Genomic DNA, 22415 nt, shown 5'->3' on the forward strand with positions numbered 1-22415 from the left:
CCCAGCGTAGATCCTCAGGCCACTTTCACGGTGATGGTGTGATAACCCGTGGCGCCGTCGGGGGCCACAGGGGCCTTGTCTTCGGTTTGCGGTTGGCCGCTTGCGTCAGTGGCCCGGACCTGGACTTCGTAGTCGCCAGGCTGGAGGTCAATGCCGATCTGCCACTGGTACCAGGTGTCGGTGGAGATGGCACCGGCGAGTTGTGCCTTCTGCCAGGCGCCGCGGTTGACCCGCAGTTCGACGCGTTCAATGCCACGATGTTGGGCCCAGGCAACCCCGCCGAATTGGACCTTTCCAGGCTGGACCGTCCGTCCGCTGCGTGGGACGTCAATGCGCGATTGCGTTTTGATGGGTCCGTGGTCGCTCCACCCCCGGGGTGTCCAGTACGCGGTATCGTCCGCGAAACGGGTGACTTTGAGTTCGGTCAACCATTTTGTGGCTGAGACGAACCCGTAAAGTCCAGGCACAATCATCCGGACCGGGAACCCGTGTTCCAATGGCAACGGCTCGCCGTTCATGCCCACGGCGAGCAATGCGTCACGGTCGTCGGTGAGCGCCTCCAGGGGCGTGCTGGCGGTCCAGCCGTCGTTGCTGGTGGACAGCACCATGTCCGCCCCGGCTTTCGGGCCGGCCATGGCCAGCAGTTCGCGCACCGGCCACCCCAGCCACAGCGCGTTGCCGATGAGGTCGCCACCAACGTTGTTGGAAACGCAGGCGATGGTGATGTGGCGTTCAGTCATGGGTTTGGCCAAGAGGTCGGCAAAGTCCAGTTCGATGTCGCGTTCCACCATTCCGGTGACTTTCAGCTTCCACGACGGAGGATCGATGGCCGGGACAGTCAGGGCCGTGTCGATCCTGTAGAAGTCCGCGTTCGGCGTCACCAGCGGGCTGATGCCCGGCACGCTCAAGGACGCGCCAGCGGGAATGGTTTGCGGCGGCGTTGCGGGCGCCGGCAGTGCCAGTGAGCTTCTGAACCCGGCAGCCACAGCGGTGGCCCGGGTGAGGATGGCGGTGACGGTCCCTCCGACCGCCGCTGCCAGGGCAGTTCCGGACAGGGCGTTGAGGAAGCTCCTCCTGGCAAGGGGCGCCCGCCCGGCACCGTCCCCGTCCGCGGCGCTCCCGCGCGGAATCCAGGCATCCAGCCTCCGAACGAGCATCCGCAGGAGCAGCATGGTGACAACTGCGGCCACGATCGGTGCCAGCGCCGCCTGCGGGCCGGCTTGGGCACGAGTGACGACGGCGGTAAGTCCCGCCACGCCCGCCAGGCCGGCAAGTGCCACGCCCAGTCCGGGCCGCCGGCGTTCCAGGATGCCGGCGAGCGCGGCCAGGAATCCTGCGACCACCACGATGGAGGCCACCAGGACGACTTTGTCGGCCGTTCCGAAAAGTTGCACGGCCAGATCCTTCACCCCGGGCGGGACGGCGTCTATCACTGCGCCGCCGAGGGCCGTCACCGGAGAAACCAGCGGGCTGAGGAATCCTGCCGTCAGCTCTCCCGCGGCAATCCCGGCGGCTCCGGCAGCGAGTCCGGCGGCAGGTGCCCACAACCGGGCTCCGCCGGCGGGACGTCCGGTTTTCGTTTGCTTGACTGCCGGCGCGCTCATGATGTGCCTCCAGGGCCCTCGTTTGTTTCAGTGGTTTCCAGCGGCCCGGGCTTTGGCGAAGCCGGAGCGGGCGATGGCTCCGGAAGCGAACCGGCCGGAAGTTTCAGGGCGAAGCGGCAGCCGCCGTCGACGTTGCGGACCGTCACTGATCCCCCGTGCGCCTTAACGATGCCCGCCACCATGCTGAGCCCGATGCCGGCACCGCTGTAACTTCCCTGCAGGGACCCCTGGGTGCCCCGGGCGGGGTCTTTCTGCCAGCCCGTTTCGAACAGGTGCGGAAGGTCCTCCTCCGGGATGCCACCGCAGTGGTCCTGGACGGCAATGACAGCGTTTCCGTTGTCCCGCCCGACACTGACATGGACGTCAGTCTCCGGCCGGCTGTATATGATCGCATTGAGGAGGATATTCCTCACGGCCCTGGCCAGGCTGGGTCCGTCCGCCACGGCCATGCACTCACGGTCACCACCGCCGTCGAGCCTGATGCCCCGTTTCGCTGCCAACGGAGCCAGGTCCGAGAGGGCATCGCTGACGAGGTCGTACAGGTCCAGCGCTTCAGCGCGCAGATGCAACGTCCCGGCCTGGATCTTGGAAAGCTCCAGGAGGTCGTTGACCATGGCAGTCATCTGCTCGGTCTGCCCGATGATCTTCCGGTAATAGCCCTGCACATCCGAGGCCATGCCGTCTTCGAGGGCCTCCGTCATGGCTCGCATGCTGGCAAGGGGCGTTCGAAGATCATGGGAAATCCAGGACACCAGTTCGCGCCGTGCCGTCTCGATGGCGGCTTCCCGTTCCCGGGATTCGGCGAGGCTCCGGCTGCTGGCTTCCAGTTCCTGTTCAAGCGCAGCGAGCTCCGATGTCATGGCAGGGGCCGCCCTCCTGCCCTCAGGCCCGGAGGTCTCCAGCGTTTCGCCACGGCCGATCCTGCGGGCGGCCTCCACCAGCCGGGCAGCATTCCTGGACACCCCCGCGCCGAGCACCAAAGACAGCGCTATAGCCACGGCCGATGCCACCGCCAGGATGTACCACATCACTTCGAGGTCCCTGGCGGAGATGAACATTGCGTTGAAGGCGCTGACCATCCCGGCCACCAGCACAGCCACGGTGGCTACCACCACCAAGCAGATCCGGACCAGTACCGAGGCCCGCCGAAGCAACCTCAACAAGAGCAGCGTTGCAGCACCGATCAGGACTGCCCAGAAGAGCACCCACGCAAGGATGGTCCAGAGCTCGCTACCCTCCATGGACGGCTTCCGCCTTTCCCTCCGTGGGAACGTCAAAGCGGTAGCCGATGCCCCACACGGTCTTGAGGAGTTCCGGCTTGGTGGGATTTGCTTCGATCTTCTCGCGCAGCCGCCGGACGTGGACCGTCACCGTGGAAAGGTCTCCGAAGTCCCATCCCCACACGGCTTTGATGAGTTCTTCACGGCTGAACACCTGGTTGGGCCTGCGCATCAGGAAGGCCAGGAGGTCGAATTCACGGGCCGTCAAAGCCAGCGGTGAACCAAGCATGGTGACAGTCCGGGACGCGGGGTCAAGCTCCAGGCCTGCCGATTGGACCGCTGGTTCCGGCGTATGGTCCTTGATGCTGCGCCGCAGTACCGACTTGACGCGCAGTACCAGTTCCCGGGGAGAAAACGGCTTGGTGACGTAATCGTCAGCTCCCATCTCCAATCCCAGGATCCGGTCGTCTTCGGTTCCCAAGGCCGTGACCATGATGACCGGCACGCTCATGGTTTGGCGTAACCGCCGGCATACTTCAACCCCGTCCAGTCCCGGCAGCATACGGTCCAGGATGACCAGGTCCGGTGTGCGGGCCGTGGCCACTTCCAAGGCCGTGAAGCCATCGCCCGCAGTGTCCACTTGGAAGCCCGCCCTCACCAGGTAGTCGCGGACGACAGCGGCAATGGTCTCTTCGTCTTCGACCAGGAGGATGCGCCGGTTTCCGGGCTCCGCTGACGATGCCGTATTTGTGGTCACGCTCTCAGCATAAGTTTGCTGCGGGTGCCCGGCACCCGATTCCGCCCCTCCCGGGCGAACCGTACGGATTCCGTAAGAACTGAAGACTGTAACGGGTATCACTGATCAGGGTGCGGTGGCGTAGCCTGAATTTATGAGTGTTCAGTTGGGCATGCCGATGCCCCCTTCCAGCAGTGCCGCAGGCAGCACGGAAAGCGGTGGGCAAACACCGCCACCCCGCCCTGCCGGAACGCCTGCCGGTTTGTGGGATCAGTACGGTCGTCGGGCCACTGACATGCGTCTTTCCCTGACCGACAAATGCAATCTGCGGTGCACGTACTGCATGCCTGCCGAGGGCCTCGACTGGCTTTCCAAGCAAGCTGTCATGACCCGGGATGAGATCGTCAGGATAGTCCGCATCGGCGTCACCGCCCTGGGCGTGCGGGAACTTCGCCTCACCGGCGGCGAACCCCTGGTCCGCGCCGACCTCACAGACATTATTTCCGGCATCCGCAGCGAACATCCGGATCTTCCCATCTCCATGACCACCAACGGTGTGGGGTTGGACAAGAAAGCCGCTGCCCTGAAGGCTGCCGGCCTGAACCGGATCAACGTCTCCCTTGATTCCCTGCATGAGGAGACATTCACCAAACTCACCCGTCGTCCGTTCCTGGACAGGGTCCTGGCCGGCGTGGACGCCGCGTGGGCGGCCGGCCTGGGTCCCGTCAAGCTCAACGCCGTGCTCATGCGTGGCATCAACGACACCGAGTCCCCGGACCTCCTTGCCTGGGCATTGGGCCGCGGCTACGAACTCCGCTTCATCGAACAGATGCCGCTCGACGCCGACCACGGCTGGACCCGACGCAACATGATCACGGCCGCGGAGATCCGGGAGCTCCTGTCCCGGGACTTCGTACTGTCCAGCGATCCCCGTGAAAGGGACGGCGCACCAGCAGAGCGGTTTGAAGTACGACGCCGGGACACGGCTTCGGGGGATGCCTCCGGTCCCGTGCTGGGCACCGTTGGCATCATCGCCTCCGTCACCGAGCCGTTCTGCTCGGACTGCCGCCGCACGCGCATCACCGCAGAGGGCAAGATCATGAGCTGCCTGTTCTCCCGTGAAGAGTTCGACCTCCTGGGGCTGCTTCGCAGCGGGGCTACGGATACCGAGCTCGCCGGCCGTTGGCAGGACGCCATGTGGATCAAGCCCAAGGCCCATGGCATGGACCACACCGGTCTCGGCGCAGCGGACTTCGTCCAGCCGGACCGCAGCATGAGCGCAATCGGAGGCTGAAAACTTGTTGGTCCGTTACTTCGCTGCCGCGCGTGCGGCAGCAGGCGTCGAAGAAGAACTCCACGCCCTCCCGGAAGGCACGAGTCTGGAGGGGCTCCTGGAAGCCGCCCTCGCCGTCGAACGTCCGGCGCCTCCGGAAGGTACGCCGACGCTGGCGAGGATAGTGGCACGCAGCAGTTTCCTCCGCAACGAAGTGGCCGTCCGTGACCACTCCGTGCCGCTGGGCACGGAAGACGTCATTGACGTGCTTCCGCCTTTCGCCGGAGGCTAAGCTCCCGGTTCAGGGCTCTTCCGGAACACGCTCTTCAACAGTGGGCTGAAACCGCTGTGTCCTTCCAGCCGCAAGTCAGCGGTGTGCACCAGGACGCCGTCTTCAACGCGGAAGGTGTGCCTGGCACAGCCGTCGGCCGTGCGCCTGTCCAGGGTCAGGACTCCCCCGCTCCAGGTTCCCCTCACGGGAGCGGCCGGGCCCTTGCCCATGCTGTCCACGTAGTACCACAGGGTGTCTCCGTGGTCGCGGTCGACAGTGAACATGCCATGCCCTTCGAAATGGGTGCCGTCGGGCTCACGGTGCCTGTAGCTCTGGACCACTGCGTGGCCGCCGGCGGCCTTGGTGAACACCACTTCGGCCTCAGCCGTCCGTGCAGTCCCCCAGGGTGAAGAGGCAATCTCCGTAATGCCCCGCCAATGACCGATGAAATCCCGCAGAATATCCGCGGCATGAGCGGTTGCGGGCAGGTCCATCTCGTCTCCAAAGTCCACGGGGGGCAGCATCACCTTGTGTGATCATGCTGCCCTGCCGATGCCGGCTGCGTCCAGAGACTTCGGACCCGGATGGGGTCCGCGTCAGAGACCGAAGGTTTCCGATTCCTCGAAGGGGCCAACCACGGTGATGGTGCGGGGAGCCCCGGCCAGTTCGCGGGCAAGATCGCGGACCTCTTCCACGGTGACTGCCTGGATGCGGGCCAATGTCTCGTCGATGTCCTGGAATTCGCCGGACACCAGCTCTGCCCGGCCCAACCGGGACATCCTGGAGCCTGTATCCTCAAGCGCCAGAACAATCCCGCCGCTGAGCTGGCCCACAGCCTTCCGGAGTTCGTCCTCCGTGATGCCATCCTCAGCCAGCTTGTCCAGCTCCACACCCAGAAGTTCCACCACCTGGCGGACCTTGGAGGGCGTGCAACCGGCGTACATCCCGAAGTACCCGGCGTCGGCGTAGGCGGCAGTGAACGAGTACGTCGAGTAGACCAAGCCGCGCTTTTCGCGGATCTCCTGGAACAATCGTGAGGACATGCCTCCACCGAGGACGGCGTTGAGAACACTCATGACAAAGCGCCGGTCATCGGTGGCGACGATCGTGGGGCAGCCCATGATGATGTTTGCCTGTTCCACGGGGCGCTTGACCACGTGCAGCCCTGACGTCCCTGTGATGACTGCCCTGCCGGTCCCCCGCCGGTTCACCGGAGCAGAGTCGGAATCAAGCTTCCAGCCGGCGGCGGTGAGGGCGTCGAGGACCAGCCCGCAGACGACGTCGTGGTCCAGTCCCCCTGCAGCGGTGATGACCAGTTCTTCGGGCCGGTAGTAGCGCTGGTAGTGCTCCCACACGGAATCGCGGGCCACGGCTTTGATGGCTTCGGGCGTTCCGCCGATGGGGCGCGCCAACGGGTGGTCACCCAGGACAGCGGCCACAAACTTCTCATGCGCCACATCCGTCGGGTCATCGCTGTCCATGGCGATTTCCTCGAGGATAACGTCGCGTTCCTGTTCCAGCTCCGCAGGGTCCAGAACCGCTCCGGTGATCATGTCCGCGATGACATCAATGGCCATGGGCAGATCGGTGTCCAGTACCCGGGCAAAGTAGCAGGTGCTTTCCTTTGCCGTTGCAGCATTGGACTCGCCGCCTACTTCATCAAACGCTGAGGCAATTTCCAAGGCAGTGCGGCGTTTGGTGCCCTTGAAAAGCAGGTGCTCAAGGAAGTGTGTTGATCCGTGCTGGCCTTCTGCCTCATCACGGGAACCGACTGCCACCCAGAATCCAATAGTGGCCGATCGCTGGCCCGGCATCGCCTCGGTCAGGACGCGGACGCCCCCAGGAAGAACAGAACGCCGGACAACGGAACCGCCCTCGGCACCATGGATCAATTCGCCGCCAGGAAGTGTTTGCTCCAACGGCAAGGGTACGACAGTCATTAAAGCCTTTCAGGTTAAGGCCGGAAGGGCCGGTGGCGCTTTTTCAAGCCCACCGGCCCCGCCGGGTGTACTGCTTACAGACTACTCTGCGGAAGCTTCGGCGGCCTCGGCCGGAGCTTCCTCTGCGCTTGCGCCTTCTTCATCGGCAACAACCGGCGAGAGGGAGAGCTTTCCGCGGTCGTCGATCTTGGTGATCTCGACCTGGACCTTCTGGCCCACGGAAACGACGTCATCCACGTTGTCCACGCGCTTGCCGTTGGCCAGCTTGCGGAGCTCGGAGATGTGCAGCAGGCCGTCCTTGCCCGGGGTAAGGGAAACGAAGGCGCCGAAGGTGGTGGTCTTGACGACCGTACCCAGGTAGCGCTCACCGATTTCCGGTACCTGCGGGTTGGCGATGGCGTTGATGGCCGAACGTGCTGCATCTGCAGACGGACCGTTCGTAGCGCCGATGTAGACCGTGCCGTCATCTTCGATGGAGATGTCCGCGCCCGTGTCTTCCTGGATCTGGTTGATCATCTTGCCCTTGGGGCCGATGACCTCGCCGATCTTGTCCACGGGGATCTTCACGGCAATGACGCGCGGTGCGAACTCGGAGAGCTCGTCCGGGGTGTCGATCGCGGCGTTGATGACCTCGAGGATGTGGAGGCGGGCTTCGCGGGCCTGCTTCAGTGCTGCTGCGAGCACGGAGGCGGGGATGCCGTCCAGCTTGGTGTCCAGCTGGATGGCCGTGACGAACTCGGACGTACCGGCGACCWTGAAGTCCATGTCGCCGAAGGCGTCTTCGGCTCCAAGGATGTCGGTCAGGGCTGCGTAGCGGGTCTGGCCGTCGACCTGGTCGGAAACCAGGCCCATGGCGATACCGGCGACGGCTGCCTTCAGCGGAACACCGGCGTTGAGCATGGAGAGCGTCGAAGCGCAGACCGAACCCATGGAGGTTGAACCGTTGGACCCGAGAGCTTCGGATACCTGGCGGATGGCGTACGGGAATTCTTCACGGCTGGGCAGAACCGGAACCAAGGCGCGCTCGGCGAGGGCACCGTGTCCGATTTCGCGGCGCTTGGGGGAACCAACGCGGCCGGTCTCGCCGGTGGAGTACGGCGGGAAGTTGTAGTTGTGCATGTAGCGCTTGCGCGTTACCGGCGACAACGAGTCGATCTGCTGTTCCATCTTGAGCATGTTCAGCGTGGTGACACCCATGATCTGGGTCTCGCCGCGTTCGAAGATGGCAGAGCCGTGAACGCGGGGCAGAACCTCGACCTCGGCGGTCAGCTGGCGGATGTCCGTCAGGCCACGGCCATCGATACGGACCTGGTCCTTGAGGATTCGCTGGCGCACGACGTGCTTGGTGACCGAGCGGAATGCTGCGGACAGTTCCTTCTCACGGCCTTCGAAGTCACCGGCAAGGGCGCCAAGGACTTCGTCCTTGAGCTCGTCGGAAGCGTTGTCGCGCTCCTGCTTGTCGGCGATCTGGAAGACGGCAGCCAGCTTGTCAGCGGCAGCGGCTTCAACAGCGGCGTAAACGTCGTCCTGGTAATCAAGGAAGACCGGGAACTCGACCGTGGGCTTGGCAGCGCGGGCTGCCAGGTCGGCCTGTGCTTCGCAGAGTGCCTTGATGAACGGCTTGGCAGCCTCGAGGCCCTCGGAAACGACCTCTTCGGTGGGAGCGGTTGCGCCCTGTTCCTTGATGAGGTTCCAGGAGTTGTCCGTGGCTTCGGCTTCAACCATCATGATGGCGACGTCGTCACCGGCAATACGGCCGGCGACAACCATGTTGAAGACAGCGTTTTCGAGCTGGGAGTGCTTCGGGAAAGCAACCCACTGCGAACCCTGCTCGTCGGCGATGAGGGCAACGCGGACGCCGCCGATCGGGCCGGAGAACGGGAGGCCGGAAAGCTGGGTGGACATCGAGGACGCGTTGATGGCGACGACGTCGTACAGCTCATCGGGGTTGATCGCCAGGACGGTGACGACGATCTGGACCTCGTTGCGCAGGCCCTTGACGAACGCCGGGCGAAGCGGGCGGTCCATCAGGCGGCAAGCAAGGATGGCTTCCGTGGAGGGGCGGCCTTCGCGGCGGAAGAACGAACCCGGGATGCGGCCGGCAGCGTACATACGCTCTTCGACATCCACGGTCAGCGGGAAGAAGTCGAAACCTTCACGCGGCTGCTTGCCTGCGGTGGTTGCGGAGAGAAGTGCGGTGTCTTCGTCGATGTAGACCATCGAGGCGCCGGCTGCTTGCTTGGCAAGGCGGCCTGTTTCAAAGCGAATGACGCGCTTGCCAAAACGGCCGTTGTCGATGATGGCTTCGGAGAACTGGATTTCGGGACCCTCCATAGAGAGTCACCTCCGTTTCTGTTAGCGGAAGTCCACCGCATCAACCCAGGCCTCTTCTTTTTTCCTGGCCTGTACGACACCCGGTCATCGATCGAGATCCACGGGCGCCATCATCACAGATGGCCCTCCCGGGAATCACTACCGAGGACCGCGAATGCGCGATGCGGTTGATTCCTGTTTTTAGTTGTTGGTGAAGAAGGCGGCCCGTCCTGCAGAGGCGCGGGCCGCCCCTAAAGGCAGACTAGCGGCGCAGGCCGAGACGCTCGATGAGCGAACGGTAGCGGGCAATGTCAGTGTTCTTCAGGTAGGACAGCATGCGCTTACGACGACCAACCATGGCCAGCAGACCGCGCTGGGTGTGGAAGTCGTGCTTGTGCTCCTTCATGTGCTCAGTCAGATCCTTGATCCGCTGGGTCAGGACTGCAACCTGGACCTCGGGCGAACCGGTGTCGCCTTCAGAGGTTGCGTATTCCTTGATGATGGACTGCTTTACAGCGGCTTCAAGTGCCACGTGAACTCCTAGAGTTGTGCCGTGCTTCCCGATGCAGCGCCTCGCTGACGGGTTGCCTTGCATGCGTTGCCGCACACAAAAACAGGTCCAGCTGCCACGGACTGCGGCCGGATCCACTCATCAGTTTACCGGCAGGTCAGTAGTGTTGTCGAAACACCCTTAGCTGGGGGCGAGCAACTCGCGCGCCTGGGCAACGTCAAGGCACATCTGTTCCACCAGGGCTTCGGGTCCGCGGTAGGCAACCATCCCCCGCAAGCGCCGCGTGAATTCGACCGCAACGGTCTGGCCGTAAAGGTCGAAGTCCTCCACATTTTCCTCCGGGCGGTCGATGACGTGCGCTTCGACCTGACGGCTGACGCCATCAAAGGTGGGGTTGGAACCGACGGAAATGGCGGCAGGCCAACGCGTCCCTGACTGGTCGATCAGCCACCCCGCGTAGATGCCGTCGGCGGGGATGTAGCCGGTTGAATCGGGGGAAAGATTTGCTGTGGGGAATCCGAGATCGCGGCCGCGGGCAGCGCCGTGGACAACTTCCCCGCGCATCCGGTGGGGCCTGCCCAGCACGGCGGCGGCAGTGACCACATCGCCTTCGGACAAGGCCTCCCGTACCCAGGTGGAGGAACAGCGGCGGTCCGCGTCGCCGTCGTGATGCAGCGGAAAACCGCCTGCGCCGTATTCGTTGACCACCTGCACGCCGAAGCCCAGCTGTTCGCCCAATTCCTGCATGGTCACGACGTCGCCGACGTTCCCGGCACCGAACCGCAGGTCGTGGCCGACAACAACGTGCGCCGCATGGAGTCCGTCGATCAGGACATCACGAACAAATTCGATGGGTGACATCGCAGCAAGGTCCAGGGTGTACTTCATGACCAGTACGGCATCGACACCGGTATCGCCCAGCGCTTCCAGTTTGTCCTGGAGGCCCATGATCAGTTCAGGCGCTGCATCCGGCCGGTGTACCTGTGCAGGATGGGGATCGAAGGTCACGGCGACGGAGGGAATGCTGTACCGCTTTGCGGTGTCCGTCAGTTGCGAGAGGACATGCTGGTGGCCCCGATGTACCCCGTCAAAATTTCCGATGGTGACAACGGTAGGTCCGAAGTCCTTGGGGACCTCGGTGGGATCGTTCCAGATGTGGACCATCAACCTCGCCTTTTACTGCAGATGTTCGTTCCGCCCGACAACCTCCCGGCGCCGGAACATTCTAAGGTTACCCGCATGGGCCGGCGGCTCAGGACGGACGGCGCTTGTTGAGCCACAGGAGCCCAAGGATCGGCAGCAGCAGGGGCACGAAGCCATATCCCCGGCCAAACAGTGACCATACGGTGTCATGCGGGAAAGCCACAGGATCGAAGAGGCTGATCGCACCAACCACCAGCACGCCAACGAGTTCCGTGAGCACGGCCGCCAGTGACACCTTGAACCAGGTGCGGCCTGGCTTGGCCAGTGAAACCGTCGCCACGATATAGACGACGGCGGCGAACGCCGAAAGGATGTGCGCCAACGGAGCTTCTGCGAACTTGGTGGCGATCTGGTAGCCGGCGCGGGCTGTGGCCGACAGGGCGAACACCGCGTACACCGCGATCAGCAGTCGCCCCGGACCTGTGTTTCGGGTGTCTTTTTGCTTCGGCTGCTGGCCGGTGGAGTTGGTCTCGGTTCCAGTCACTTTGTGTTCTTCCTTCAAGGTCAGTACCAGATCTGGTTCATGCGGGCACCCATGACAAGTACCGTCACACCTACGGCTGCGAGGACGAAATTGCTCCAGCGGGTTCGTTCAAGGATTGCCCAGTAAACGGCGCCCAGCGGGATGATCAGCGCGGTGATGAGGTAACCCCAGAACTCCCAGGGCTCCCCGGCAATCTGTTCACCCATGGCGACGCGTACGATCGAGCCCACCAGGTACACCAGCAGTACCACTTCGACGGCCAGCACGGAGTAGATCGTGAGATCGTTCGGGGCTTTCTTCATCAAGCCGGCCACCAGGCACATGATGGTGGAGACCAGGCCGACGATCAGGAGTGCGTAAAAGTATCCGTCCATGCCTACTGCGCCTGCCCCGCTCCCGCGCCTGTTCCCGCGCCTGTTCCCGGGGCAAAGACCAGGACCGGTTTGGCGAAAGTTCCGGTATCGGCCAGCAAAGCGACCAACTCTCCCGACGGCGCGAACGCTGCGGCGGGCTTCTCGGCCGTGGCAGCATCCGGGGTGCCTGCACCCGGGCCGGCAGCAATGCGGCGGCCGAATGAGATCTCCGTGGTTTCGTCGTCGCTCAGTTCCCGGTTGGGCATGAGGGCACGTGCGGCCAGTGACATGTCGAGGACCTCGAGTTCTTCCGCCAGCTCCTCCAGCGTCCTGGCCTGCTCGATCGAGTACGGTCCCACCTGGGTACGACGCAGGGCCGTGAGGTGTCCGCCGACGCCCAGGGCGTTGCCGAGGTCGCGGGCCAAGGCCCTGATGTACGTGCCGGAAGAACATTCCACGGTGACGTCGAGGTCGACTACCCTGCCGCCGTCGACCCTGGTGACCGCGTGGATGTCGAAGCGGTGGATGGTAACCGGGCGGGCAGCGAGTTTGACCTCTTCCCCCGAGCGGACCCGGGCGTAAGAGCGCTCACCGTTCACTTTGATGGCGCTGACGCTGCTGGGCACCTGCTGGATGGGGCCCGTCAGGGCCGCTACTCCGGCTGCAATGGCGTCGTCGGTGACGGCGGCAGCGCTGCGGGCCTCGGTGACGTCGCCCTCGGCGTCATCGGTAATGGTGGTTTCACCGAGCCTGATGGTGGCTGTGTAGGTTTTGGACGTGCCCACGATGTAGGTCAGGAGCCGGGTGGCTTTGTTGATGCCAAGCACCAGCACCCCCGTGGCCATGGGATCGAGCGTCCCGGCATGCCCCACTTTCCGGGTGCCGGCCAGCCGCCGCATCCGGCCAACCACATCATGGCTGGTCCATCCCTGCGGTTTGTCAACGATTACCAGTCCAGAAAGCACGCTTACCAGTATATGGGTGGCTAGGATGGCTCCCATGCCTGAGCTTGYCGCGCACGTCCGCGACGTCCCCGTGAACCAGATCCGTGAAATCACAGAAGCCGCCTGGGCCACCCCCGGAGCGATCGTCCTCAGCATCGGCGAGCCGGGCTTTGCCCTGCCGCGCCACGTCCTGGATGCCGGCATTGCGTGCCTGGACAGGGACGAGACCAACTACACACCCAATGCCGGCTTCCCGGCCCTCCGTGAAGCCTTCGCTGCCCGGTTCCGCGCCCAGCAAGGCGTGAACATCGGCGCCGAACGGGTTTATGTTGTGGATGGCGCCCAGCAGGGACTGCATTTCGCCATGTGCCTCCTCCTCTCCCCCGGCGACGAAATCCTCATCCCCAACCCCGGGTACCCCACGTTTGCCATGACAAGCCGCCTCCTGCATGCCGTCCCGGTGCAGTATCCCCTGTATCCGCACAACGACTTCCAGCCGCACATCGAGGACATCGAAGCGCTGGTTACCCCGCAGACCAGGGTGCTGATGCTGAACTCCCCATCCAATCCGCTTGGCGCCGTCATCAGTGAGGAAACAACCCGCGAACTGGTGGCGTTGGCAGTCAAGCACGATCTCTGGATCATCTCTGATGAATGCTACGAAGCCTTCACCTTCGACGTCCCGCATGTCAGTCCGGCCCGCTTCGACAGCGCCGTTCCCGGGGAAGCCCGGGTCTTCACGTCCCTGACGCTTTCGAAGACGTACGGCTTGACCGGGCTCCGGATCGGGGCGTTGGTCTGCCCGCCGGGTCTGGAGCAGAAGATGAACAACGTCATGGAATCGATCGTGTCGTGCGTTGCGTCGCCGTCGCAGTACGCAGCCCTGGCTGCCTTGACGGGCCCGCAGGACTACGTTGCCACCGCCCGCGATCACTACCGGAGCAACCGCGACGCGGCCTCGGCCGTGCTCGGGTCGAAGAACATTCCGTTCCTTGGCGCGCAGGGCGCCTTCTACTTATGGGCTGACGTTTCGCACGTCAGCGACGGGGATGTCCGAACCTGGGTGCGCAAATTCCTTGCGGACTCCGGCGTGTCGTTCGCCCCCGGGACGGCGTTTGGATCCATCGGCGAGGGATGGATACGGATTGCGCTCTGCGGCGGCCAGGAAGCACTGCTCGACGGCGTCAATCGCCTTCCAGCCCGGGTCTAGTACCGGCGCGTCCTAGTAAGAGGTGCGCCGCACGTGGTTCCGCCAGGCGTCGAAGGGTTGCTCGGACGCGAGGAGGACGGTTTGTTCGACGGGGAGAAGTTCGGGCCGTGAGCCGCTGAAATATTCATAGAACACAGCATCGTCAAAACCGGCACGCGCGGCTCCATGCCTGTCAGCGGCGAAGTAGACCCGCCCTATCCTGGCCCAGAGCGTAGCCGACAGGCAGAGCGGACAAGGCTCGCAACTGGCGTAGAGAACCGACCCTGAAAGATCGAACTTCCCGATCGCTGCTGCGGCCCGGCGGATCGCCACTACTTCCGCATGGGCCGTGGGATCGTGGTCCCTCGTGACACGGTTGACTCCTTCATGGGCCTCCCCGTCCGGGGTGACCACGACGGCGCCGAACGGTCCGCCGCCGTCGGCAACGTTCTGTACGGCCAGCTGTATGGCCCGGTTCAGGTATTCATCACGCTGGTGAGCACTGTGCGCCGACATGCTCTGATCCTAACGAGTTTGAGTACAGCTCATGCCCCTAAAACGCAGTCTTAGGGGCATGAGCTGTACAAAAACTTGGGGTACTAGCGGTTGGCGTCTTCGTCGAGCTCGTTATCGCCGGAGAGGTCGGTGTTCTCTTCGTCGAAATCGTCCTCGTCGATATCCTCCGGGGCGTCGCCCTTGTACGGGTCTGCTTCGCCGGCGTGCTTGGCGCTGGCAGCCAGTGCGGCTACCTCGGCGTCGCGACGCTTGGCTTCACGCAGCAGTTCCTCGAGGTTCGAGGCGTTGACCGGGATCTGGTCCGCCACGAATTCGAGGGTCGGAGTGAGCCTCACTGTGATATTGCGGCCAACTTCCTGGCGCAGCACACCCTTTGCCTTCTCCAAAGCCCGCGCGGCATCAGCGTGCGCGACTTCATCGCCAAAGACGGTGTAGTAGATGGTGGCGTGCTGAAGGTCGTTGGTGACGCGGGCGTCGGTGACCGTGATGGACTCGACGCGCGGATCCTTGACCCGGCGCCCGAGGGCCTCGGCGACGACCACCTTGATCCGCTGTGCCAGCTTGGCAGCGCGTGCGGGATCAGCCATGACTTCCTCCTGGAAAGTAGAAACGGGGAACGGAACGGGTCCGCCGGGACTACCCGACGGACCCGTTCCATGCGGAACCTAGACGCGCGGCTTCTCGCGCATTTCGAAGGTCTCGATGATGTCGCCTTCGCTGATGTCATTGAAGGAACCAAGACCGATACCACACTCGAAGTCCGTACGGACTTCAGTGGCGTCATCCTTGAAGCGCTTGAGCGTCTCAACGGTGAGGTTGTCACCGATGATCTTGCCGTCGCGGGTGACACGGGCCTTCGAGTTACGGCGGATGATGCCCGAGCGGACGATCGAACCTGCGATGTTGCCGAACTTGGAAGAACGGAAGACTTCGCGTACCTCGGCAGTACCGAGCTGGACTTCTTCGTACTCCGGCTTGAGCATGCCCTTGAGAGCCATCTCAATGTCATCGATTGCTGCGTAGATGACGGAGTAGAAGCGCATGTCCACGCCTTCACGGTCAGCCAGTTCAGCCACGCGCTCGGCGGGCTTGACGTTGAAGCCGATGATGATGGCGTTGTCCACTGTTGCCAGGTTGACGTCGTTCTGCGTGATGGCACCCACACCGCGGTGGATGACACGGAGCTGAACGTCGTCGTCCCCAACGTCGATCTTGAGCAAGGCGTCTTCGAGGGCTTCCACGGCACCGGATACGTCACCCTTGAGGATGAGGTTGAGGGTGTCGATCTTGCCTTCGGCAACGGCCTGGTCGAAGTCTTCCAGGCTGATGCGCTTGCGACGCTTGGCCAGGGCCGCGTTGCGGTCGGCAGCCTCACGCTTCTCAGCGATCTGGCGGGCCGTACGCTCGTCAGGGGTCACCAGGAAGGTGTCACCTGCACGCGGCACGTTGGACAGACCCAGGACCTGGACGGGGCGGGACGGCAGTGCGACATCGAGTGCCTCACCGTTCTCGTCGAACATGGCACGGACACGGCCGTGGGCCGTACCGGCAACGATCGTGTCGCCGACAGCCAAGGTGCCGGACTGGACCAGGACGGTAGCAACAGCACCGCGGCCCTTGTCCAGGTTCGCTTCGATGGCAATGCCTCGAGCGTCCTTGTCCGGGTTGGCACGCAGGTCCAGGGCGGCATCGGCCGTCAGCAGGACTGCGTCGATCAGTTCGTCGATGTTGAGGTTCTGGCGTGCGGAGACCTCAACGAACATGGTGTCGCCACCGTATTCTTCGGGAACCAAGCCGTACTCGGTCAGCTGGCCCTTGACCTTGTCAGGGTTGGCGCCTTCCTTGTCGATCTTGTTCACTGCGACGACGATCGGCACGTTTGCTGCCTGTGCGTGGTTGAGCGCTTCCACCGTCTGCGGCATAACGCCGTCGTCGGCTGCAACAACCAGGATCGCGATGTCGGTGACCTTGGCACCACGGGCACGCATGGCCGTGAAGGCCTCGTGACCGGGGGTGTCAATGAAGGTGATGTCGCGGGGAGTGCCCTCGTGGACGTGGCTGATCTGGTAGGCACCGATGTGCTGGGTGATGCCACCGTGCTCGCCGGCCACAACGTTGGAGTTGCGGATGGCGTCCAACAGACGGGTCTTACCGTGGTCAACGTGACCCATGACCGTGACAACCGGTGCGCGGGGCTCAAGGACGTCGTCGCCTTCGGCGTCGAGTTCGTCCTGGATGTTGATGTCGAACTGGTCCAGAAGCTCGCGCTCTTCGTCTTCCGGCGAAACAACCTGGAGCTTGTAGCCAAGTTCGGCGCCAAGCAAGCCAAAGGTGTCCTCGTCGAGGGACTGCGTAGCCGTAGCCATCTCACCAAGGTGGAACAGCACGGTTACCAGCGATGCGGGGTTCGCGTCGATCTTCTCGGCGAAGTCCGTGATGGACGAACCACGACGCAGGCGGATGATGGTCTCACCGTCACCGCGGGGTACTGATACGCCGCCCAGCGACGGAGCACTCATCTGCTCCAGTTCCTGGCGCTTTGCACGCTTCGACTTGCGCTGCTTGCCACGACCGGCGCCGCCCTTGCCGAAGGCACCCTGGGTGCCACCGCGACCGCGGCCACCCTTGCCGAAGCCACCGCCGGCGGGAGCTCCGCCGCCAGTGCCCGAACCTGGAGCGCCACCGGGACGACCCGGTCCGCCACCCGGACGACCAGCGCCACCGGGACGGCCTGCGCCACCCGGAGCCGGACGCTCAGTGCGGTTGGGCATCATGCCCGGAGTCGGACGGTTTCCGCCACCGGGGCCGCCGGCAGGACGCGGAGCGCCCGGACGGGGTGCGCCGGGACGCGGAGCACCCGGACGGGGTCCACCGGTACCTGCTGCGGGACGGGGACCGCCTGCACCGGCTGCCGGACGCGGGCCACCGGGGCGTTCGCCGTCATTGCGGCGTTCACCGCGGGGCATGCCCTGCGACGGTGCGAACGGGTTGTTGCCCGGACGCGGCGGACGATCGCCATCGCCACCACGGCCGCGGGGCATGCCCTGCGACGTGGCAAACGGGTTGTTGCCGGGACGGGGACCGCCCGGACGGGGAGCCTGGCCGCCTTGGCGTGCCGGAGCCGGAGTTTCTGCCTTGGGAGCAGGACGGGCACCGGGCTTGGCCGAAACCGGGGTGGATGCGGCGGGAGCAGCGGGGGCTGCCGGAGCCGCGGGAGCCGGAGCTGCCGGAGCAGGAGCTGCGGGTGCCGGGGCCGGAGCCTTCGGCGCTGCAGGGCCCGGAGCCGGGGCAGCCGGACGGGATGCTGCTGCTGGACGGGTTGCCGCCGGAGCGGCAGCGGGAGCGGCGGACTTTGCAGCGCCGGCACCCGGGTAGGCGTCGCGAAGCTTCTTCACGACGGGGGCCTCAATGGTGGAAGAGGCGGAGCGAACGAATTCGCCCAATTCCTGCAGTTTGGTTACTGCATCTTTGGAAGTAATACCGAGCTCTTTGGCGAGCTCATGTACGCGGACCTTGGCCACATTTCTCCTGTCTCGGTCCGCACCGAGCCAGGCACGAACCGTCTACTTCTTACTGCGGGCCTTCGCCGCTTGCGCGATTGAAAGGCCCATTGCAGAGCGCAACAAAGTTGTCATCGTTACGCACTCATCGCTGGGAACTCATCGGGTTTCCATCAGTTTTCTGACCCGCTTTCAGGTTTGGACGGTTTTCCTGCGGCTGCCGGGGCCTCCACAAGTGGCGTGCCCGGCATCAGGTAGCGTTCGACGGCGTCCGTTTCGGTAGCGCCCGCAAGGGCCCTTCCGAAAGCGCGACGCTTGATCGCCAATGCCAGGCACTTTTCGTTGGGGTGCAGCCACGCACCCCTGCCGGCCATCCGGCGTCGAACATCGACGAGGACAGCGGATGAACCGCTGCCTTGGGCGACCAGCCGGACAAGCTCGGACCGGGAGCCTTGCTTCCGGCATCCGATGCACGTGCGAACAGGCCCCTGGCCGTGTTCAAGCAGTTCAGCCACGACGTGTCCAACCTGCCTTACGTTACTGGCGCCGGCGGCCCCGGTCCTGCAGATGCAGCTGAGGCACGCCAAAGCGCGCGGATACCGGACGTAAGCCCGGTTCCATCTAGTCTAGCCCCCCGGCCCCTGACTCCTGAAACCAGGAGCGCCGGGAGGGCGGCGCGAAACCGGCGGCCGATGCCGTCGGTTCTGCCGCTATTCGGATTTCGCCGGGGCTGCGTCCGAAACGATATCGATCCGCCATCCAGTCAGCTTGGCTGCGAGCCGGGCGTTCTGACCTTCTTTGCCGATCGCCAGCGAAAGCTGGTAGTCCGGCACGACCACGCGGGCCGACCGGGTCGCCTCGTCGGTGATTGTGACCGAATTCACCCGCGACGGCGACAGCGAGTTCGCGATGAACGTTGCCGGGTCGTCGCTGAAGTCCACGATGTCGATCTTCTCGTCGTTCAGCTCAGTCATGACCGCGCGGACGCGGGAGCCCATTTCACCGATGCAGGCACCCTTGGCGTTGACGCCCGGGATGTTCGCTTTCACTGCGATTTTGGTGCGGTGGCCGGCCTCACGGGCCAGCGCCACGATCTCGACGGAGTGGTCCGCGATCTCCGGAACTTCCATTTCGAAGAGCTTGCGGACCAGGCCGGGATGCGACCGGGAAAGGGTGATGGAGGGACCCTTGGCGCCGCGGTGGACGTCCACGACGAAGGCACGCAGGCGGCTTCCGTGCAGGTACTTTTCACCGGGAACCTGTTCGGGCGGGGGAAGCAGGGCTTCCACGGTTCCGAGGTTGACCTGGATCATGTGGGGGTTGTTGCCCTGCTGGATCATTCCGGCAACGAGCTCACCCTCACGGCCCTTGAATTCGCCCAGCACGTTGTCGTCCTCAACGTCACGGAGGCGCTGGAGGATGATCTGGCGAGCAGTGCTTGCTGCGATGCGTCCGAAGCCGGCCGGGGTGTCTTCGAACTCGCCGATGGGCTCGCCGTCGTCGTCAATCTCGGTGGCCCAGATGGTCACGTGTCCGCTCTTGCGGTCCAGCTCGGCGCGGGCCTTCTCAAAGGCGCCGGGGGTCTTGTGGTACGCCACCAACAAGGCTTGCTCGATGGTCGGAATCAGGAGATCCAGCGGGATTTCACGCTCACGCTCCAGGAGTCTCAGTGCGCTCATGTCAATATCCATTAGGCCTCCTCGGAAGGTCCGTTGTGCTCGTCTTCCAGCGCAGCCTCGTGGAGGTGGCTGAATTCAATCTCGACTTTTCCATGGCGGATCCTGTCGAAAGGAATAGTGATGGGGTCGCCCTGCTTGGGCTTCATGCCCTTCTTGACTTCGTGCTCGGGAATGATCGTCACGTCGTTGTCACCGACGGAGGTGATTCGTCCCAGCAGGTTGTCTCCCTGGATGACGTTGACCCGCACCATTCGGCCACGGGCGCGGTGCCAGTGGCGGGGTTCGGTCAGGGGGCGTCCCACTCCCGGCGAGGAAACCTCGAGGTCGTAGGGACGTCCGTCATCATGGGGATCGTTGTCCAGAATATCCGACAGGCCCCGGGAAACCTCCGCAATGGCGTCAAGGCTGACACCGCCGGTTTCTTCCTGGGGAAGGTCCACGACGACGTGGACAGTGCGGTGTTTTCCGGCAACGTGGATGGAAACATCCTCGAGGTAGAGCCTGCTGGCGAGGACAGCCGGTTCGAGCAGCGCCTTGAGCCTGCTCTCTTCCGGGTTGTGGATGGTGGCCGTTGAGTTCGATTCAGAACGGTCTGTTGAAGTCGTGGCTTCCGAGTCACTCACGTTGCCCGCCGCCTCCCGATAGATGTTGTTGTGACTACTAGCCTAACGATTATCCCGGGAACATGGTGCACGGAGTTGCCTGCCCGCGTGACACCATGGTGTGTTGTGAACGGGCAAACAAGCGAAAAACGACGAGCACCAGCATGGGGCAGGGTTCTGCTGGTTGCCGTGGTGGCTTTGCTGGTGGCTGGCACCGGGATGGTGCTGATTCCGCGCGATTCCGGGACTCCTCCGCCCGTTTCGTTCTCCGAAGCTGCCCGCACTGATGCCGCGAAAGAGGCCGCGGCTTTGCTCGAAGCAGCCCAAGCCCTCGCGGAAGCCGAGGGGAAGGACGCCAAAAACCCGGGCCTTGGCGGTCTTGTGACATTGCTGACAACCCACGCGCGGGCACTGATGGTTCCGGAAGATGCTACCRGCGCAGCTGCCACCCATCCCACTCCCCAGGCCACACCAGCTACGAAAACCGCATCAGTCGCACCGGCAACACGCGCTTCCCTGGTTGAAGAGCTCGCTCTGAGCGGCCGGAAACGCCTTGCGGCTGCACGGGAAGCCGACGGCGGGATCGCCCGCCTGCTGGCCTCCGTCGGCACCGCCCAACTGCTCCACGCTGAGACACTTGCTGCCCAGTGGCAATTACCGTTGCCCGTGGAGCCGCCGGCGGACAGCAAGACACTGCTTGCTTCGACGGTTCCGGCGGCGACGCCAACCGCGGCATCCTGTCCCTCAGTCAGCCCCACACCGAAGCCCTCGTCGGCAACTACCGATGCTGCGCTTGCTGCGGCAGTCCGTTCACAACAAGAAGCGGTGTACGCCTACCAGGTCGCCCTGAAAAGGCTGGAGAACAGTGCCGGCACCGCTGCGGCAAGGGGTTTGGAAGTGCACGTCCTTTTGCTTCGGCAGGCAGAAGCGCTGACCCGTGCCAATTGCGGGGACGTCCCAGCCACAACGGCCGGCTATCAGCTTCCGGAGCTGTTTGCGCAGGATCCCGCTACGGCCCTCGCCGCCTTGGAAACGTCGTCATTGCCGCGCTTCGGGGACTTGGTGGCCTTGTCCACCGGTGAGACCCGCGGGTGGGCCGTGGACGGCCTTCTGGCGGCGGCCCGCAGGAGCGTCGCCTGGGGTGCCTCACTTCCCGCACTGCCTGGACTCAAGCTCGACGCCGATACCTTGCCTTCCTTGCCCACTCCGGGCGCTGTTTCCTCCCGCGCCCAGGCATCCACCGGCGGATAAGCGACCGCACGGGCGCGGGGTGGATAGGCGAGCCTAGCCATGCTGGCCAACGTCGTCGCCGGGTGCTTGGCTAGGAACATGGCTTCAACGGAAACTGCCACCACCCATGAGAATGAACCGCACCGGGACGATCTGGCCCACCGGCTGAACTGGTTGCGGGCCGGGGTGCTGGGCGCCAATGACGGAATCGTGTCGGTCGCCGCGATCGTGGTGGGCGTGGCGGGTGCCACTACCAACACGGGCAGCATCCTGGCTGCCGGAACAGCGGGTTTGGTGGGTGGTGCAATCTCCATGGCCCTGGGCGAGTACGTTTCCGTCAGCAGCCAGAGCGACACCCAGAAGGCCCTGATCGAGAAGGAACGCCGGGAACTCGCCGAGCAACCCGAAGACGAACTTAACGAGCTCGCCGCGATCTACGAGTCCAAGGGGCTGAGCGCCAAGACGGCCAGGACTGTCGCCGAAGAACTGACCGAGCACGATGCTTTGGCTGCCCACCTGTCCGCCGAGCTGAACATTCACGAAGACGACATCGTGAGCCCATGGAATGCCGCTTTGGCCTCCGCTGTGGCGTTCACCTTGGGGGCAGTGCTCCCGATGCTGGCAATCCTCCTTCCGCCCGCGGAGATGCGCGTACCGCTGACGTTCGTTGCGGTGCTTGTGGCCTTGGCCATCACAGGAGCAATTGGGGCCTGGATCGGCGGGGCTTCCCGTGTCCGGGCTGCGGTCCGCGTAGTGCTGGGTGGAGCGCTCGCGCTGGCCGCTACGTTCTCCATCGGAACGCTCTTGGGCGCCAGCGGCGTTTTCTAGGGGCCGTCCATTCCCGCAG

General features: G+C 64.2%; 22 protein-coding genes. 5 read left to right on the forward strand and 17 right to left on the reverse strand.

Annotated features, from left to right (window positions below):
* Window positions 1-14 precede the first annotated feature (14 nt).
* From AB4Y81_RS14640 to AB4Y81_RS14650, 3 genes are read right to left on the reverse strand one after another with little or no spacing between them, the layout of a single operon-like run.
* The gene (locus tag AB4Y81_RS14640; protein ID WP_441996150.1) at window positions 15-1604 is read right to left on the reverse strand and encodes a molybdopterin-dependent oxidoreductase; all 1590 of its coding nucleotides are present in this window, start codon (window positions 1602-1604) and stop codon (window positions 15-17) included.
* Window positions 1601-2845, reverse strand: coding sequence for a sensor histidine kinase (locus tag AB4Y81_RS14645; protein WP_441996151.1), 1245 nt, complete (start codon window positions 2843-2845; stop codon window positions 1601-1603). Before AB4Y81_RS14645 ends, AB4Y81_RS14640 begins: the two co-directional genes overlap by 4 nt.
* Window positions 2835-3581 (reverse strand): response regulator transcription factor, encoded by a 747-nt coding sequence (locus AB4Y81_RS14650; RefSeq protein WP_039240593.1) that lies wholly within the window; start codon window positions 3579-3581, stop codon window positions 2835-2837. Before AB4Y81_RS14650 ends, AB4Y81_RS14645 begins: the two co-directional genes overlap by 11 nt.
* Window positions 3582-3714: 133 nt before the next feature.
* On the opposite strand from AB4Y81_RS14650, the gene moaA reads away from it, so the two are divergent.
* Both moaA and AB4Y81_RS14660 read left to right on the forward strand, forming a co-directional pair.
* Complete coding sequence (moaA, locus tag AB4Y81_RS14655) at window positions 3715-4854, forward strand: GTP 3',8-cyclase MoaA (protein WP_434328287.1); 1140 nt, start codon at window positions 3715-3717, stop codon at window positions 4852-4854.
* Between the two features lie 4 nt (window positions 4855-4858).
* On the forward strand, window positions 4859-5125 hold the full coding sequence (locus AB4Y81_RS14660) for a MoaD/ThiS family protein (RefSeq protein WP_018779054.1): 267 nt from the start codon (window positions 4859-4861) through the stop codon (window positions 5123-5125).
* On the opposite strand, the gene AB4Y81_RS14665 is transcribed toward AB4Y81_RS14660, so the two are convergent.
* The 8 genes from AB4Y81_RS14665 to truB all read right to left on the reverse strand — a co-directional run bounded on the left by AB4Y81_RS14665 (window position 5122) and on the right by truB (window position 12873).
* The gene (locus AB4Y81_RS14665) at window positions 5122-5598 is read right to left on the reverse strand and encodes a DUF1579 family protein (protein ID WP_441996152.1); all 477 of its coding nucleotides are present in this window, start codon (window positions 5596-5598) and stop codon (window positions 5122-5124) included. The two genes, AB4Y81_RS14660 and AB4Y81_RS14665, sit on opposite strands and share 4 nt — an antisense overlap.
* Window positions 5599-5700: 102 nt before the next feature.
* A complete protein-coding gene (locus AB4Y81_RS14670) occupies window positions 5701-7044 on the reverse strand; it encodes a M16 family metallopeptidase (protein WP_018779052.1) in 1344 nt (447 codons plus the stop codon).
* Between the two features lie 81 nt (window positions 7045-7125).
* Window positions 7126-9378, reverse strand: coding sequence for a polyribonucleotide nucleotidyltransferase (locus AB4Y81_RS14675; protein WP_441996153.1), 2253 nt, complete (start codon window positions 9376-9378; stop codon window positions 7126-7128).
* Window positions 9379-9619: 241 nt separating this feature from the next.
* Window positions 9620-9889, reverse strand: a complete 270-nt coding sequence (gene rpsO / locus AB4Y81_RS14680) for a 30S ribosomal protein S15 (protein WP_039240590.1) — start codon at window positions 9887-9889, stop codon at window positions 9620-9622.
* Window positions 9890-10048: 159 nt separating this feature from the next.
* Window positions 10049-11032 carry a bifunctional riboflavin kinase/FAD synthetase gene (locus AB4Y81_RS14685; protein ID WP_018779049.1) on the reverse strand — a complete coding sequence of 328 codons (984 nt, stop codon included), beginning with the start codon at window positions 11030-11032 and terminating at the stop codon, window positions 10049-10051.
* A gap of 88 nt (window positions 11033-11120) precedes the next feature.
* Entirely contained in the window at window positions 11121-11555 is a 435-nt protein-coding gene (locus AB4Y81_RS14690; RefSeq protein WP_018779048.1) for a hypothetical protein, read from the reverse strand.
* A 20-nt stretch (window positions 11556-11575) separates the two neighbouring features.
* Window positions 11576-11929 (reverse strand): hypothetical protein, encoded by a 354-nt coding sequence (locus AB4Y81_RS14695; protein ID WP_441996154.1) that lies wholly within the window; start codon window positions 11927-11929, stop codon window positions 11576-11578.
* Window positions 11930-11931: 2 nt separating this feature from the next.
* The gene (truB, locus tag AB4Y81_RS14700) at window positions 11932-12873 is read right to left on the reverse strand and encodes a tRNA pseudouridine(55) synthase TruB (RefSeq protein ID WP_441996155.1); all 942 of its coding nucleotides are present in this window, start codon (window positions 12871-12873) and stop codon (window positions 11932-11934) included.
* 34 nt (window positions 12874-12907) lie between these two features.
* Here truB and AB4Y81_RS14705 point away from each other — a divergent pair, with 34 nt between their 5' ends.
* Window positions 12908-14062 carry a pyridoxal phosphate-dependent aminotransferase gene (locus AB4Y81_RS14705; protein WP_441996156.1) on the forward strand — a complete coding sequence of 385 codons (1155 nt, stop codon included), beginning with the start codon at window positions 12908-12910 and terminating at the stop codon, window positions 14060-14062.
* 12 nt (window positions 14063-14074) lie between these two features.
* Here AB4Y81_RS14705 and AB4Y81_RS14710 read toward each other — a convergent pair whose 3' ends face one another.
* The 6 genes from AB4Y81_RS14710 to rimP all read right to left on the reverse strand — a co-directional run bounded on the left by AB4Y81_RS14710 (window position 14075) and on the right by rimP (window position 20359).
* On the reverse strand, window positions 14075-14557 hold the full coding sequence (locus AB4Y81_RS14710; RefSeq protein WP_018779044.1) for a nucleoside deaminase: 483 nt from the start codon (window positions 14555-14557) through the stop codon (window positions 14075-14077).
* A gap of 83 nt (window positions 14558-14640) precedes the next feature.
* On the reverse strand, window positions 14641-15144 hold the full coding sequence (rbfA, locus tag AB4Y81_RS14715; protein WP_018779043.1) for a 30S ribosome-binding factor RbfA: 504 nt from the start codon (window positions 15142-15144) through the stop codon (window positions 14641-14643).
* 78 nt (window positions 15145-15222) lie between these two features.
* Window positions 15223-18078: a translation initiation factor IF-2 gene (gene infB, locus AB4Y81_RS14720; protein ID WP_441996157.1), complete on the reverse strand. Its 2856-nt coding sequence runs from the start codon at window positions 18076-18078 to the stop codon at window positions 15223-15225.
* Window positions 18079-18230: 152 nt separating this feature from the next.
* A complete protein-coding gene (locus AB4Y81_RS14725; protein ID WP_039240583.1) occupies window positions 18231-18572 on the reverse strand; it encodes a YlxR family protein in 342 nt (113 codons plus the stop codon).
* A 195-nt stretch (window positions 18573-18767) separates the two neighbouring features.
* Window positions 18768-19748 (reverse strand): transcription termination factor NusA, encoded by a 981-nt coding sequence (gene nusA, locus AB4Y81_RS14730; RefSeq protein WP_055977942.1) that lies wholly within the window; start codon window positions 19746-19748, stop codon window positions 18768-18770.
* The gene (rimP, locus tag AB4Y81_RS14735) at window positions 19748-20359 is read right to left on the reverse strand and encodes a ribosome maturation factor RimP (RefSeq protein ID WP_018779039.1); all 612 of its coding nucleotides are present in this window, start codon (window positions 20357-20359) and stop codon (window positions 19748-19750) included. Before rimP ends, nusA begins: the two co-directional genes overlap by 1 nt.
* 105 nt (window positions 20360-20464) lie before the next feature.
* Here rimP and AB4Y81_RS14740 point away from each other — a divergent pair, with 105 nt between their 5' ends.
* A complete protein-coding gene (locus AB4Y81_RS14740; protein ID WP_441996158.1) occupies window positions 20465-21589 on the forward strand; it encodes a DUF4439 domain-containing protein in 1125 nt (374 codons plus the stop codon).
* Window positions 21590-21667: 78 nt separating this feature from the next.
* Window positions 21668-22396: a VIT1/CCC1 transporter family protein gene (locus AB4Y81_RS14745; protein ID WP_018779037.1), complete on the forward strand. Its 729-nt coding sequence runs from the start codon at window positions 21668-21670 to the stop codon at window positions 22394-22396.
* The last annotated feature ends 19 nt before the right edge of the window (window positions 22397-22415 follow it).

It is taken from the genome of Paenarthrobacter sp. TAF1, from assembly GCF_052113825.1.
GTDB lineage: Bacteria > Actinomycetota > Actinomycetes > Actinomycetales > Micrococcaceae > Arthrobacter > Arthrobacter nicotinovorans.